The 14,223-nt window shown below is 72.5% G+C and carries 10 protein-coding genes; 7 read left to right on the top strand and 3 right to left on the bottom strand.

Annotated elements, in window-relative coordinates; genetic code table 11:
- Positions 1-309 precede the first annotated feature (309 nt).
- Positions 310-1,095 carry a DUF998 domain-containing protein gene (locus V5O40_RS17555; protein ID WP_332906458.1) on the bottom strand — a complete coding sequence of 262 codons (786 nt, stop codon included), beginning with the start codon at positions 1,093-1,095 and terminating at the stop codon, positions 310-312.
- 118 nt (positions 1,096-1,213) lie between these two features.
- Here V5O40_RS17555 and V5O40_RS17560 point away from each other — a divergent pair, with 118 nt between their 5' ends.
- Complete coding sequence (locus V5O40_RS17560) at positions 1,214-1,918, top strand: TetR/AcrR family transcriptional regulator (RefSeq protein WP_332906459.1); 705 nt, start codon at positions 1,214-1,216, stop codon at positions 1,916-1,918.
- On the opposite strand, the gene V5O40_RS17565 is transcribed toward V5O40_RS17560, so the two are convergent.
- Positions 1,863-3,623, bottom strand: a complete 1,761-nt coding sequence (locus tag V5O40_RS17565) for a beta-N-acetylhexosaminidase (RefSeq protein WP_408631902.1) — start codon at positions 3,621-3,623, stop codon at positions 1,863-1,865. The genes V5O40_RS17560 and V5O40_RS17565 overlap by 56 nt on opposite strands.
- A 513-nt stretch (positions 3,624-4,136) precedes the next feature.
- On the opposite strand from V5O40_RS17565, the gene ppdK reads away from it, so the two are divergent.
- Positions 4,137-6,899 (top strand): pyruvate, phosphate dikinase, encoded by a 2,763-nt coding sequence (ppdK, locus tag V5O40_RS17570; protein WP_332906461.1) that lies wholly within the window; start codon positions 4,137-4,139, stop codon positions 6,897-6,899.
- A 216-nt stretch (positions 6,900-7,115) separates the two neighbouring features.
- Here ppdK and V5O40_RS17575 read toward each other — a convergent pair whose 3' ends face one another.
- Positions 7,116-7,616, bottom strand: a complete 501-nt coding sequence (locus V5O40_RS17575; protein ID WP_281603257.1) for a roadblock/LC7 domain-containing protein — start codon at positions 7,614-7,616, stop codon at positions 7,116-7,118.
- A gap of 290 nt (positions 7,617-7,906) precedes the next feature.
- On the opposite strand from V5O40_RS17575, the gene V5O40_RS17580 reads away from it, so the two are divergent.
- From V5O40_RS17580 to dnaG, 5 genes are all read left to right on the top strand, one after another.
- Positions 7,907-8,260, top strand: coding sequence for a VOC family protein (locus V5O40_RS17580; protein WP_164449447.1), 354 nt, complete (start codon positions 7,907-7,909; stop codon positions 8,258-8,260).
- A complete protein-coding gene (locus V5O40_RS17585; RefSeq protein ID WP_332906462.1) occupies positions 8,257-9,498 on the top strand; it encodes a deoxyguanosinetriphosphate triphosphohydrolase in 1,242 nt (413 codons plus the stop codon). The genes V5O40_RS17580 and V5O40_RS17585 overlap by 4 nt, the downstream gene beginning before the upstream one ends.
- Before the next feature lie 52 nt (positions 9,499-9,550).
- A complete protein-coding gene (locus V5O40_RS17590) occupies positions 9,551-10,396 on the top strand; it encodes a siderophore-interacting protein (RefSeq protein WP_332906463.1) in 846 nt (281 codons plus the stop codon).
- Positions 10,397-10,595: 199 nt separating this feature from the next.
- Entirely contained in the window at positions 10,596-12,179 is a 1,584-nt protein-coding gene (locus V5O40_RS17595; protein WP_408631903.1) for a BCCT family transporter, read from the top strand.
- Positions 12,180-12,357: 178 nt separating this feature from the next.
- On the top strand, positions 12,358-14,223 hold the full coding sequence (gene dnaG, locus V5O40_RS17600; protein ID WP_332906465.1) for a DNA primase: 1,866 nt from the start codon (positions 12,358-12,360) through the stop codon (positions 14,221-14,223).

Consider the following 14,223-nt stretch of genomic DNA (forward strand, 5'->3'; position numbering starts at 1 on the left):
GATGTAACGCCGGGCGGGCCGGGTGCATTCCGGGACCTCGCGGGGAGGCTGGCTGCCCTGGCGGTGTCCGGGGGATGTAACGCCCGACGGTGGGGGGTCATTCCGACCCGCCGGGGGCGGCGCTCGGGGGCTCGTGGTTACGCCATGTACAACCACCGGACCGGGCCCCCGATTCCGCCGGCCGGGTGGCCCCGGTCACCGCGGATTCGGACAATCGACGGCATCGTGCCGATCGCACCATCAAGGTGGCGGCGCGTCGGGAGCCGAGGTCCTGCAGGGTGCGAGCTGCGCGGACGACCGGTGCGGAGGTCAGGGGCGGGTCAGCAGTCGGGCGCTGGCGACGCCGAGCCAGGCGATTCCGGCATACACCGCGATCCGCTCGAACAGCCCACCCGGTGCGCCGGTGACCAGGCCGGCATGGTCGAGGGTGACGAGCGTGGCGCAGGTCAGGAAGGCGGCCACCACCAGCGCCGCGACGCCGCGTCCCAGCTTCCGCCAGCGGGCGGGCCGGGCGTCGGTGTCCGCGGGTGCGCCGATATCGCCTGCGGTGGTGGTGTTCGTGCTGTCGCCGGTCGGTTCGGCACCGGCGTCCGCACGCTGACCGGTGTGGCTGATCGCCCTGACCGTCGCGCTGTCTGCGTCGAGATCCCGGCCCAACCGCCAGGCGGTCACGGCCAGCGCGACGACGACGACCAGTCCTGCGAGGTCGTGGAGCCCGCCGTGCCAGGTTTGCTGCCCGCTGGCACCCGGTGGGTAGCCGAGGCCCGGGTCGATCGGAAACGCGGCGGCAGCCAGCAGGGCCAACCCGGCCAGGGCGACCGGTCGCCAGGTTGCTCCGCGCGGCGTCGCGTTGAGCGGTTTCGCCCGGTCCCGCAGCCCGAACGCGACGGCGACGATCAACAGGCCGGCGGCGACGAGCTTGACCGTGCCGAGCCAACCCCGGTCACCCAACGACAGGTGGCTGATCCAGTGTCGGGTGAGCTGATAACCGGGACGGGTCGCCCCGTCGGTCAGGTCCAGGCCGATCAGCAAGGCCGGCGCGAGGATGGCGGCGGTGGCGGCGCCACGGGTGATGGAGTCCTTCTTCGGCACCATGCGAACGATGTTCGCATGGTGCGAACGGTGTTCGCAAGATGGGTCCGGTGGTCTCGACTAGTCTGTGGGCCGTCCCGCCGGGGTCGGGGCGGCTACCGGAACGTGCGGAGGAAGCCGGATGATCGACAGTGGCGCGGGGGCCCCGGGCGGGCGGCGTCGTGCCGGCCGGTCGAAGCCCGCGCTGACCCGGCAGGCGATCGTCGCGGTGGCGCTCGACCTGGTCGACCGGGCCGGCGTGGACGCGGTGACCATGCGCAGCGTCGCCGACGCGCTCGGCACCGGGCCGGCCTCGATCTACCGGCACGTCAGCGGCAAGGACGAACTCCTCGAACTCGTGCTCGACCGGGTGTTGACGGAGGTCGTCGTGCCACCGCCCGACCCGGACGACTGGCGCGAGTCACTCGTCGCGCTGGCCCGCGAGGTGCGCCGGGTGCTGCTGGCGCACCACGACATCGCCGCGGTGGCCATGTCGGGTCCGCCGGTCGGCGACAGTTCGGCCCGCATCGCCGAAGCGCTGCTGGCGATCCTTCGTCCGGCCGGTTTTCCGGACGACGTCTGTGCGTGGACGATCGACCGGCTCTCGCTGTACGTGACCGCGGACGCCCTCGACACCGCGCGGCAGCGCGTCGCGGGTCAGGGCGGCCCGGAGGCCGTACGACGGCGCTGGGCACAGGTCGCGCAGTACTACCACGACCTGCCCGCCGACCGATTCCCGCACACCGTCGCGCTGCGCGACGCACTGTTCGCCGCCGGACCGGTGGACCGTTTCACCCTCGGTCTGGAACTGATCCTGGACGGACTGGCGGCTCGTCGCGGCGGCTGACCGACGGCTGCTCGGCCTGGTCGGCGCCGGGTGACGGGCTACGCGGGGCGGGCACCGGCGTCGCCGGCCAGGACAGTTCGGCGGACCGGTGGTACGCGATGCCCGCGGTGGCCCAGCGGGGGCCGTGCCCCGCGAGTCGCCGCCGGAACGAGTCCCAGTCGTGCGTCGAGCGGGGGGACCAGCCCAGCTCGGCGATGGCGGGCAGCCGGGGGAACAGCATGTACTCGATCTCGGCGAGGGTGGTCACCGACTCGGTCCACAGCGGCGCCTCGACACCGATCACCGCCTCGGCCGGTACGTCCGTCAGGTGGGTGGCCGGATCCCAGTCGTACGCCCGGCGTACGTCGATCAGCCCGGCCCAGTCGTGCCCGATCGGGGTGTCCGGGGCGTACTTCATGTCGAGGTAGGCGTGGTTGCCGGGGGAGAGGAGCAGCCGAGCGCCCCGGCGTACCGCCTCGGCGGTCACCGGATCCTCGCCGGTCGTGCCCCACCATTGCAGGATCCGCCCGTCGCGGTGGGGGGCCGGGGCGATCTGGTGCCAGCCGATGACGTCCCGGCCCAGGCCGGCAACGATGCGTTGCGTCCGGTCGACGAAGCCGGCGTACACCTCGGCGGGCACCTTGAACGCCTCGTCGCCGCCGATGTGCAGCCACCGGCCGGGGGTGAGGGCGGCGATCTCGCCGAGCACGTCGGCGACGAAGTCGTAGGTGCGCTCGCTGGCCGGATCGACGTAGCTGAAGCCGACCTCGGTGCCGGTGTACGGCGGCGGCGCGACCCGGTCGGGGGCCAGCTCGCCGTACGCGGTCAACGCGGCGTTCGTGTGACCGGGCAGGTCGACCTCGGGAATCACGGTGATGTGCCGCTCGGCGGCGTACCCGACGATCCGTTGGTAGTCGGCCCGGCTGTAGTGACCGCCGGGGGCGTCACCGACCGCACCGGCACCGCCGACGGTGGCCAGCCGGGGCCAGGAGTCGATCGCGATCCGCCAGCCCTGGTCGTCGGTGAGGTGCAGGTGCAGCCGGTTGAGTTTGTACCGGGCCAGGTGGTCGATCACCCGCAGCACGTCGGTGACGCCGAAGAAGTGCCGGGCCACGTCGAGCATCGCGCCCCGGTGCGGATAGCGGGGACGGTCGAGGATCGACCCGCCGGGCAGCACCCAGCGTTCGGTGACCGGGGTGGCGCTCTCGACGGCGGCCGGCAGCAGCTGCCGCAGGGTCTGCACCCCGTGGGCGAGACCGGCGGCGGTGCCGGCGACGATGCGTACGCCGTCGGTGCCGATGTCGAGCCGGTAGCCCTCCGCACCCAGGGTCGTTTCGTCGGTCAGGACGAGGGCGATGCCGCCGGCCGGGACGGGCGCGGTGGTGTCGGTCACCGGCAGCGGGTATCCGGTGGCCGGACGCAGCAGCGCGGCGAGCTGCCGGGCGACGGCCACGGCGGCCGGGTCGGCGCTGACCCTGATCACCGCGTCGACGGCGAGCAGGTAGTCGGCCGCGGCGTCCGGCTCGACCCGTTCGGGCGCGGGCACCACGTCGCCGAGCCGGTTCGGTGCCGGCGGCCCGAGCAGCGTCGCGGCCTCGCGCTCCGCCACCCGGGCCAGCTCCTCGGCGGTGCGCCCGGCAGCCTGAGCCGCGTCGTCGGCACCCGCGGCGGTCTCGGCCGCCGCGTTCACCGGCCCGGCGGTCCGCGCCTCGGCGTTCGTCCGCACGGCGGTCTCGGCCCCGGCGTTCGCCCGGGCGGCGGTCTCGGGCCCGGCGTTCGCCCGGGCGGCGATCCCGCCACCTGCGCCGCTCCGGTCCGCTGCGGCGGTCTCCCGCTGCGGTGCGGGCGCCGCCTCGGTGGGGGCGGTGACGTCGGCGGGCCGGGTCGGGTCTAGTGGTTCCGGTGCGGTGCTGGACGGGGTGGACACGAGAACTCCCGAGGGGGTGTATTCGCGGCGGTTGTGGCAATGGTGCGAGGTGGTAACAGAGCGTGCCGTCTAGCGTACGGGGAGGCCGGCAATTGCGTGAATGTGCGCGTGGAACCGTTCCCAAAAACTGTCACGAACGCGAACAGTCGTGATTGCTGTGCCTATTGTCACCGAATGCTCCCGGGCCGCGCGTCGTTCGCTTAGCCTTCGCCCACCGATCGGCACGACTCCCCGGATTACCAGCCAGTGGATTCGGGGTATCAGAAAACTGAACCTTCGTTAAGTGTCAATCCGGGCGCGTGGGAGGCTCTGGTGGCAGCGCAAGAGACGGTCGAGCACAAGTACGTCTACGACTTCGCCGAAGGCAACAAGGATCTCAAGGACCTCCTCGGCGGCAAGGGAGCGAACCTGGCCGAGATGACGAATCTCGGCCTGCCGGTGCCGCCCGGCTTCACCATCACCACCGAGGCGTGCAAGGCGTACCTCGGCACGGGTAGCGAACCGGCCGGACTCGCCGACCAGATCACCGCGCACCTGACGGCGCTGGAGCGCGAGATGGGCCGGCGGCTGGGCGACCCGGACGACCCGCTGCTGGTCTCGGTGCGCTCCGGGGCGAAGTTCTCGATGCCCGGGATGATGGAGACCGTGCTCAACGTCGGTCTCAACGACCGCAGCGTCGAGGGGTTGGCCCGGCAGGCCGGCGGCTCGACCGACCAGCCCGCCTCCGGCGGCTCGACCGACCAGCCCGCCTCCGGCGGCGCGGACCGGTTCGCCTGGGACTCCTACCGGCGGCTGATCCAGATGTTCGGCAAGACCGTCTGCGACGTGCCGGGCGAGGAGTTCGAGCACGCGCTCGACGAGGCCAAGCGTGCCAAGGGCACCGACCTGGACCTGGACCTGGACGCGGACGACCTGCGCGGGCTGGTCGACGCGTACAAGAAGATCTTCACCAAGCACACCGGGCGGGAGTTCCCGCAGGAGCCGCGCGAGCAGCTGGACCTGGCGGTCCGCGCGGTGTTCGACTCGTGGAACGCCGAGCGGGCGGTGGTCTACCGCCGGCAGGAGCGCATCCCGGCGGACCTCGGCACCGCCGTCAACGTGGTGGCCATGGTCTTCGGCAACCTCGGTCCCGACTCCGGCACCGGCGTCGCCTTCACCCGCGACCCGGCCAGCGGCGCCCAGGGCATCTACGGCGACTACCTGGCCAACGCGCAGGGCGAGGACGTCGTCGCCGGCATCCGCAACACCGTGCCGTTGCAGGAACTGGAGCGGATCGACAAGGACTCCTACGACGAGCTGCTCGACTACATGGCCCGGCTGGAGCGGCACTACCGCGACCTGTGCGACATCGAGTTCACCGTCGAGCGCGGCAAGCTGTGGATGCTCCAGACCCGGGTCGGCAAGCGCACCGCCGCCGCCGCGTTCGTCATCGCCGGCCAACTGGTCGACGAGGGCCTGATCGACCTCGACGAGGCCCTGCACCGGGTCAACGGCGGTCAACTGGCCCAGTTGATGTTCCCGCGCTTCCAGCTCGACCACGATTTCCAGCCGGTCGCCACCGGGATCGGCGCGTCGCCGGGCGCGGCGGTCGGCAAGGTGGTCTTCACCTCGGCCCGCGCGGTCGAGCTGGCCGCCGAGGGCGAGGCCGTCATCCTGGTCCGCCGGGAGACCAACCCGGACGACCTGAACGGCATGATCGCCGCCCGGGGCATCCTCACCTCGCGGGGTGGCAAGACCAGCCACGCCGCCGTGGTGGCCCGGGGGATGGGCAAGACCTGCGTCTCGGGCGCGGACGAACTGGACATCGACGTGCCGAAGCGGCGGTTCGTCGTGGCCGGGCACACGGTCACCGAGGGCGACGTCGTCTCCATCGACGGCACCACCGGCACGGTGTACCTGGGTGAGGTGCCGGTCAGCCCGTCGGAGGTGGTGCGCTACTTCGAGGGCGAACTCGACCCGGCGAGCACGGACGACGCCCTGGTCAAGGCGGTGCACCGGATCATGTCGCACGCCGACACCAGCCGGCGGCTGGCGGTGCGTACCAACGCCGACACCGCCGTCGACGCGGCCCGGGCCCGGCGCTTCGGCGCCGAGGGCATCGGGCTGTGCCGCACCGAGCACATGTTCCTCGGCGACCGCCGCGAGCTGGTGGAACGACTGATCCTGGCCCGCGACCCGGCCGAGCGGGAGGAGGCGCTCGCCGCGTTGCTGCCGTTGCAGCGGGCCGACTTCGTGGAGATCCTCCGGGAGATGAACGGCCTGCCGGTCACCGTCCGGCTGATCGACCCGCCGCTGCACGAGTTCCTGCCGCCGCTGGAGCAGCTCGCCGTCAACGTGGCGGTCGCCCAGGAACGCGGCGAGGATGTCGCCAAGGAGGAGGCGCTGCTCGCGGCGGTACGCCGGATGCACGAGGAGAACCCGATGCTCGGGCTGCGCGGCGTACGCCTGGGCCTGGTCATCCCCGGACTGTTCGCGATGCAGGTCCGGGCGATCACCGAGGCGGCCGTGGAGTGCACCCGCCAGGGCGTCCCCGCCTGCCCGGAGATCATGGTCCCGCTGGTCGGCGCGGTGCAGGAACTGGAGACGGTACGCGCCGAGGCCGAGCGGATCATCGCCGAGGTGGTCGGTGGCAGTGACGTCGACGTGCTGATCGGCACGATGATCGAGGTCCCCCGGGCGGCGTTGACCGCCGGGCAGATCGCCGAGGCGGCCGAGTTCTTCTCCTTCGGCACCAACGACCTGACCCAGATGGGTTGGGGTTTCTCCCGCGACGACGTGGAGGGAGCGTTCTTCTGGCGCTACCTGGAGCTGGGCATCTTCGGCATCTCACCGTTCGAGTCCATCGACGCCGACGGCATCGGCCGGCTGGTCCGCATCGCCGCCGAGGAGGGGCGGGCGGCCCGCCCGGGGCTCAAGCTCGGGGTCTGCGGCGAGCACGGCGGTGATCCCGACTCGGTGCACTTCTTCCACTCCGTCGGATTGGACTACGTCTCCTGCTCGCCGTTCCGGGTGCCGGTGGCGCGGCTGGAGGCCGGCCGCGCCGCGATCGTCACCACCGGCTCCGACAGCCGCTGACCACACGGCTCGCCCCACCCCGGGCCGAGCCACCCCCCGCCGCGCCCGGTCGGGAGGCAGCAACATCGGGGATGTTGCTGTGTCGAGCCGCTCCGAGGCGACAACATCCCCGATGTTGTCGCCCGGCCTGGGACGTCGCGCACTCCGCGACGCCCCAGGCGGGGTCGTGCGGCGCGTGGGCGCATGACGGGGCGGTGCGCCAGCGGCACCGAGCGGTCAGATCGGGGGGCGGCGCCAGGTGATGGACTGCGCGCGGCGGGGGCGCTGGTTCGGCAGCGTGGCCATCGGGGTGCGCACCGCCAGCGGGGCGTGCGGATCCGCCTGGTGGGGCAGCAGCGTCGGCTGGCGACAGGCGGCCAGGGCCGGACCGGTACGCCGGACCACCGCACGCGCCTCCTCGCGTAGCGCCGCCAGATCCGCCCCCGGCGCGGTGACCAGGGTCAGCAGGGCGTCCCGCCCGGCCGGGTAGGTGACCACGCAACCGGCCGCGGTGTGCACCACGGACTCGTGGAACTCGCCCTGCCGCACGGTGGCGGCCATCCGGTGCCCGAGGCCGAAGCTGGCCGCGGCCAGCGCCGCCAGGTGAGTGGCGTCGGTCGTGGGCAGGTCGCTGGAGATGAGCAGGCCGTCCGTGCCGGCGAGCACCGTGCCGGAGACCTCGGGACGGCGTCGGCGCAGCCCGCGCAGCTCGGTGCCCATCATCGTTTCCGCGTTCACGATCGTGTCTCTCCCACCGGTCGTGTCTCGCCGCAACAGGTGACGTTCCGCAGTGGCGACGCTACCCGTGGACGTCGATGAGTGCGATCCCGTCACCGTTGGCAATCGGACGACAACTCTCGTCTGATCGGAGGATGTGGACCCGCCGGGGGCAGGTCGTCGGCGCGCCGAACCGAGTCCCCGGGCGTAACCTGACTTCGCCCGTGGACCGTCGTTTCGCGAAGGGGTGGCCGGATGGGATCCCGTACCGAGTTGTCAGAGGCTGTCGGTGTCGCGGTGGCGGTGTCCGGATGACCGCCGTCTGGGAGAGCCTGACCGTCGATGCCCGTGATCCGGGTCGGCTGGCCCGCTGGTGGGCCGAGGCGCTCGGGTACCAGGTGGTCGAGGAGCGGCCGGACGAGGTGGAGATCCGGCAGAGCGCGGATCGGCTGCCGGGCATCGTCTTCGTACCGGTGACCGGTGCCAAGGCCGGCAAGAACCGGCTGCACCTCGACCTGCGGCCGACCGACCGGGAGGCCGAGGTGGAGCGGCTCGTCGACATGGGCGCCCGGCACGTCGACATCGGTCAGGACGGCGACGACTGGACGGTGCTGGCCGACCCGGAGGGCAACGAGTTCTGCGTGCTGCGGCAGCGTGGGGATTGACTGCCGCGTCCGGTGAGCCGGACGCGGCGCGTCGGGTCGCGGAGCCGGTCAAGGATCCGGAGCACGGCCGGTCCCCGTACGAACGGGATCGGGCCCGGGTGCTGCACTCGGCGGCGTTCCGCCGGTTGGCCGCGAAGACCCAGGTGCACACGGCCGGCACCGACGACTTCCTGCGTACCCGGCTGACCCACTCGCTGGAGGTGGCCCAGATCGCCCGGGAGATGGGCGCCCGGCTGGGCTGTGATCCGGACGTGGTGGACACCGCCGGGCTGGCCCACGACCTCGGGCACCCGCCGTTCGGGCACAACGGCGAGGGCGCGCTCGACGAGCTGGCCGCAGACTGCGGCGGGTTCGAGGGCAACGCCCAGACGCTGCGGGTGCTGACCCGGTTGGAGGCGAAGGTGTACGCCCCGGACGGCACGTCCGCCGGGCTGAACCTGACCCGTGCCGCGCTGGACGCGGTGAGCAAGTACCCGTGGACCCGCCGACCCGGCCGGCGCAAGTTCGGGGTGTACGCCGACGACCTGCCCGCCTTCGCCTGGCTGCGGCAGGGTGCCCCGGCCGGTGAGCGGCGGTGCCTGGAGGCGCAGGTGATGGACTGGGCCGACGACGTGGCGTACTCGGTGCACGACGTCGAGGACGGCATTCACGGCGGTTACCTCACGCTGGAGCCGTTGCTCGCCGACCCGGACGAGCGGGCCGCGCTCTGCGGAGACGTCGCCGCCGTCTACTCGACCGAGTCGCCCGACTACCTCGCGGAGACGCTGACCGGGCTGCTCACCGACCCGGTGCTCGCCCCGTTGGCCGGCTACGACGGCAGCCACCGGGCCCAGGCCGCGCTCAAGGCCACCACAAGTGTGCTGACCGGTCGGTTCGTGGCGACCGCCGTCGCCGCCACCACCGAACGCTTCGGCCCGGGACCACACCGGCGGTACGCGGCCGACCTGGTCGTACCCGGGCCGTTGCGGGCCCGGTGCGCGCTGCTCAAGGGCATCGCCCTGCGCTACGTGATGCGTCGGCCCGGTGCCCAGGGCCGCTACCGGCGGCAGCGGGAGATCATCGCCGAGCTGGTGGCGACCCTGACCGCGCGGGCACCGGAAGCGCTCGACCCGGTCTTCGCTCCGCTGTGGCGGGCGGCGGCCGACGACGAAGGTCGCCGGCGGGTGGTGATCGACCAGGTGGCCTCATTGACCGATCCGGCCGCCCTGGCCTGGCACGACCGTCTGATCAGAAGCTGACATCGCGGCCCGGGGCTGACCGGCACGCCGTGAGTGAGGTTAGCCTAACCGAATGACGGATCGCTCGAAGAAGGTCACCTCCGCCCGCGTACTGCGTACCTGGCGGCCCACTCCGCACGTGGTCCGGCTGGTGCTCGGCGGGGAGGAACTGGCCGACCTGCCGGTCGGCGAGTACACCGACCACTACATCAAGATCGTCTTTCCGGTGGCCGGGGTCGACCACCCACGCCCGATCGACCTCGCCGCCATCCGTCGCGACCTGCCGCGCGAGCAGTGGCCCCGGCTGCGCGCGTACACGGTCCGCGCCTGGGACGCGGCGGCCGGGGAGATGACCGTCGACGTGGTGCACCACGGCGACGAGGGGCTGGCCGGCCCGTGGGCGGCGGCGTTGCGCCCCGGCGACGAGGTGCTGTTCGTCGGCCCGGGCGGGGCGTACGCGCCGAGCCCGGCGGCGGACTGGCACCTGCTGGTCGGCGACGAGAGCGCCCTGCCGGCGATCGCCGCCGCCCTGGCCCGGCTGCCCGTCGGCGCGCCCGCGCACGTGTTCGTCGAGGTCGACGGCCCGGCCGACGAGCAGTCGCTGCCCAGCCCCGGCGCGGTGCGGCTGACCTGGCTGCACCGGGGCGTACGCCCGGTGGGTGCGGCGTTGGTGGCCGCGGTGCGCGAGCTGGAGTTCCCGCCCGGCACGGTGCACGCCTTCGTGCACGGTGAAGCGTCCTTCGTCCGCCAGTTGCGTCGGTTGCTGCGGGTGGAACGGTCGGTGCCGCGGGAGTGGCTGTCCATCTCCGGCTACTGGCGCGAGGGCCTGGACGACGAGGGCTGGCGGGCCACCAAGGCCGACTGGAACCGCCAGGTCGAGGCGGACGAACAACCCCGTCTTCCCGTGCCGCTCGGTTGACCTTGCGGTCGACAACCGGCAAGGTGGCACCCCAACGCGCCCTCTGAACGGCCGAAAGCCGGCTCCGAGGGGGCGATTAGCCGGAATGTCGGAGCACGACGGCAGGGGAACGGGAGGATGGTCAGGGGTGACCATGAGCGAGCAGATAGACGAGAAGACCGCCGAACCGGGCGGTAAGGGCGGCGCGATCGACCCGATCGTGCTCGGCCTGGGCGTCGGCGGGGTGCTCGCCGTGGTGCTGTGGGGGGCGCTGGCCCGTGACTCGCTGGCGAGCGTCGGCGAATCGGGTCTGGCCTGGGTGATCGACACGTTCGGTTGGTTCTTCGTGGTGGCGGCCAACGCCTTCCTGGTGCTGGCGGTGGTGCTGGCGTTGTCCCGGTTCGGCCGGATCCGGCTCGGCCGGGACGACGACGAGCCGGAGTTCAGCACGCTGGCCTGGATCGCCATGATGTTCAGCGCCGGCATGGGCATCGGCCTGGTCTTCTTCGCCGTGGCCGAGCCCATCCAGCACTACGCCACACCGCCACCGGCGACCGGCGTCGCGCCGCAGACCGGGCAGGCGGCGTCGGCGGCCATGCAGTTCACTCTCTTCCACTGGACCCTGCACCCGTGGGCGATCTACGCGGTGGTGGCGCTGGCCCTGGCGTACTCGACCTTCCGTCGGGGCCGGCAGAACCGGATCTCGGCGGCGTTCCGGCCGCTCATCGGCGACCGCGCCGACGGTGCCGTCGGCCAGGTCATCGACCTGCTGGCCGTCTTCGCCACCGTCTTCGGCTCCGCCACCAGCCTCGGGCTCGGCGCCCTCCAGGTCGCCGCCGGCCTGGACCTGGTCGCCGGAGTGCCGGACAGCACCGCGGTGGAACTCGTGGTGATCGGGGCACTGACGCTGGCCTTCGTCATCTCCGCCTTCACCGGACTGCACCGGGGCATCAAGTGGCTGTCCACCACGAACGTGGTGCTGGCCGTGGCGCTGATGCTCTTCGTCTTCGTGGTCGGGCCGACCATCTACACCCTCGAGGTGCTGCCCGCCTCGATCGGCGACTACCTCAGCAACCTCGTCTTCATGTCCACCCGGACCGGGGCGTTCTCCGACCCGGCCTGGCTGGGCGGCTGGACCATCTTCTACTGGGCGTGGTGGATCTCCTGGGCGCCGTTCGTCGGCACCTTCATCGCCCGCATCTCCCGGGGCCGAAGCGTGCGGCACTTCCTGATCGGGGTGCTCCTGGTGCCCAGCGGCGCCAGCGCCGTCTGGTTCGCGATCATGGGTGGCAGCGCGCTGCGCGTGCAGGCCACCGGGGTACGTGACCTGGTCGCGGACGCCTCCGCCAGCAGCGAGCAGGCGCTGTTCGGTCTGCTCGACGCGCTGCCGCTGGCGGCGCTGACCAGCGTGCTGGCCATGGTGCTCATCGCGCTGTACTTCGTCACCAGCGCCGACTCCGCCTCGCTGGTGCTCGGTTCGCTGACCTCCCGGGGTGCGCTGCGCCCGCACCGGGTGGTCGTGGTCAGCTGGGGAATCCTGATCGGTGCGGTCGCCGCCGTGCTGCTGCTCGTCGGCGGACTCGACGCGCTGCAACAGGCCACCATCATGGTGGCGTTGCCGTTCGTGGTGGTGATGCTCGGGCTGGCCGTGGCCCTGGTCAAGGACATGGCCCGCGACCCACTGCTGGCCGCCCCGGCGCGTACCCGCCCGCACGGCCTGGCCGACGCGGTACGCGCCGCCCGGTCGTACGAGGAGGAGGACCCGCCGCCGGTACGCCGCTACCTGCGTCGCCGCCCTCGCTGACCGTCCCTACCCGCCCGCCGCGCCGTCCCGCCTCCGTGGCGGAACGGCGCGGCGGCGGTGTTCGCGCCCCGCGTCGATGGTGTCGGCAAGGGTGCTTCCGCTGTCGGAGACGTCACCAAGGGGCCCTTCCGCGCGCCCCGGGCGGGCAGGGCAGGATGTAGGTCGAGGAGGTGGCGGCATGGCGGGGCGGATCCGGGACGAGGACATCGCGCTGGTCCGCGAGCGTACGTCCATCGCCGAGATCATCTCCGACACCGTGACGCTCAAGTCGGCCGGCGGCGGCAACCTCAAGGGGCTCTGCCCGTTCCACGACGAGAAGAGTCCCTCCTTCAACGTCTCGCCCGCCCGCAACGTCTGGTACTGCTTCGGCTGCGGCGCCGGTGGCGACGCCATCAAGTTCCTGATGGACGCCGAGCACCTCAGCTTCGTCGAGGCGGTGGAGCGGCTCGCCGCCCGCGCCGGCCTGCAGTTGCGGTACGTGGAGGACGACCGTTCCGCACCCCGACCGAACCGCCCGCAGCAGGGGCAGCGGCAGCGGTTGGTCGCCGCGCACGCCGCCGCCGTCGAGTTCTACAGCGCGCAGCTGGCGACCGCCGGCGCGCGTCCCGCCCGGGAGTTCCTGGCCGAGCGCGGCTTCGACCGGGCCGCCGCGCAGCGGTACGGCTGCGGCTTCGCCCCCGAGGGATGGGACCTGCTCACCAGGCACCTGCGTCAGCGTGGCTTCAGCCACGACGAACTGGTCACCGCCGGGCTGTCCCGCCCGGCCCGCTCGGGCAGCCTGATCGACCGGTTCCGCCGCCGGCTGCTCTGGCCGATCCGGGACCTGACCGGCGACGTGATCGGCTTCGGTGCGCGCAAACTCTTCGCCGACGACGACGGCCCGAAGTACCTGAACACCCCCGAGACACCGATCTACAAGAAATCCCACGTGCTCTACGGCATCGACCAGGCCAAACGGGAGATCGCCAAGCAGGGGCGGGTGGTGGTGGTCGAGGGCTACACCGACGTGATGGCCTGCCACCTGGCCGGCGTACCGACCGCCGTGGCGACCTGCGGCACTGCCTTCGGCGCCGACCACATCGGCGTGCTGCGCCGGCTGCTGCTGGACACCGACGCCGTCGCAGGCGAGATCATCTTCACCTTCGACGGGGACGCGGCCGGGCAGAAGGCCGCGCTGCGCGCCTTCGACGACGACCAGCGTTTCGTCGGGCGTACCTTCATCGCGGTCAGCCCCGACAACATGGACCCGTGCGAGCTGCGACTGGCAAAGGGCGACCTGGCCGTACGCGACCTGGTCGCCCGCCGCGAGCCGCTCGTCGACTTCGCGCTGCGGCACGTGATCAGCCGGTACGACCTGGACACCGTCGACGGTCGGGTCGAGGCGATGCGGCGGGCCGCGCCCCTGGTGGCGAAGCTCAAGGACCGGGAGAAGCGCCCGGAGTACGTCCGCAAGCTCGCCGGTGACCTCGGCATGGAGATCGAGCCGGTGCAGCGGGCGGTGCTGACCGCCGCCTCGGGACGACCGGCGGACGGTCCGCCCGCCCGGCCCGCCCGGGTCGAGCCCAGCGTGGACAGCCCACAGTCGATGGTGGAGCGGGAGGCGTTGAAGCTGGCCCTCCAGGAGCCGGTGCTGGCCGGGCCGATGTTCGACGCGGTCGAGGCCGCCGACTACCGGCACCCGGTGCACGTGGCCGTCCGGGCGGCGGTCGCCGCGGCCGGCGGGGTCGCCTCGGCCGCTGGCGGTGCGGTGTGGATCGAAGCGGTACGCGACGCCTGCGACGATCTCGCCGCCCAGGCCCTGGTCGGTGAGCTGGCCGTGGAACCGCTGCGGATCGACGGCGAGCCGGACCCCCGCTACGTCTCGATCACGATGGCCCGGCTGCAGTGGGGATCGGTCACCGCACGGATCCGGGAGCTGAAGTCCCGGATCCAGCGGATCAATCCGGTGAACAACAAGGACGAGTACTTCGCCGCCTTCGGTGAGCTGCTCTCGCTGGAGCAGCACGCCCGTGCCCTGCGCGAGCAGGCGGCGGGAGGGTTGTAG

It is taken from the genome of Micromonospora palythoicola (genome assembly GCF_036689795.1).
Lineage (GTDB): Bacteria > Actinomycetota > Actinomycetes > Mycobacteriales > Micromonosporaceae > Micromonospora > Micromonospora palythoicola.

Coding starts and splice junctions, on each gene's coding strand:
- V5O40_RS17555 (WP_332906458.1), bottom strand. CDS start 1,095: ATGGTGCCGAAGAAGGACTCCATCACCCGTGGCGCCGCCACCGCCGCC.
- V5O40_RS17560 (WP_332906459.1), top strand. CDS start 1,214: ATGATCGACAGTGGCGCGGGGGCCCCGGGCGGGCGGCGTCGTGCCGGC.
- V5O40_RS17580 (WP_164449447.1), top strand. CDS start 7,907: ATGACCGCCGTCTGGGAGAGCCTGACCGTCGATGCCCGTGATCCGGGT.
- V5O40_RS17590 (WP_332906463.1), top strand. CDS start 9,551: ATGACGGATCGCTCGAAGAAGGTCACCTCCGCCCGCGTACTGCGTACC.
- dnaG (WP_332906465.1), top strand. CDS start 12,358: ATGGCGGGGCGGATCCGGGACGAGGACATCGCGCTGGTCCGCGAGCGT.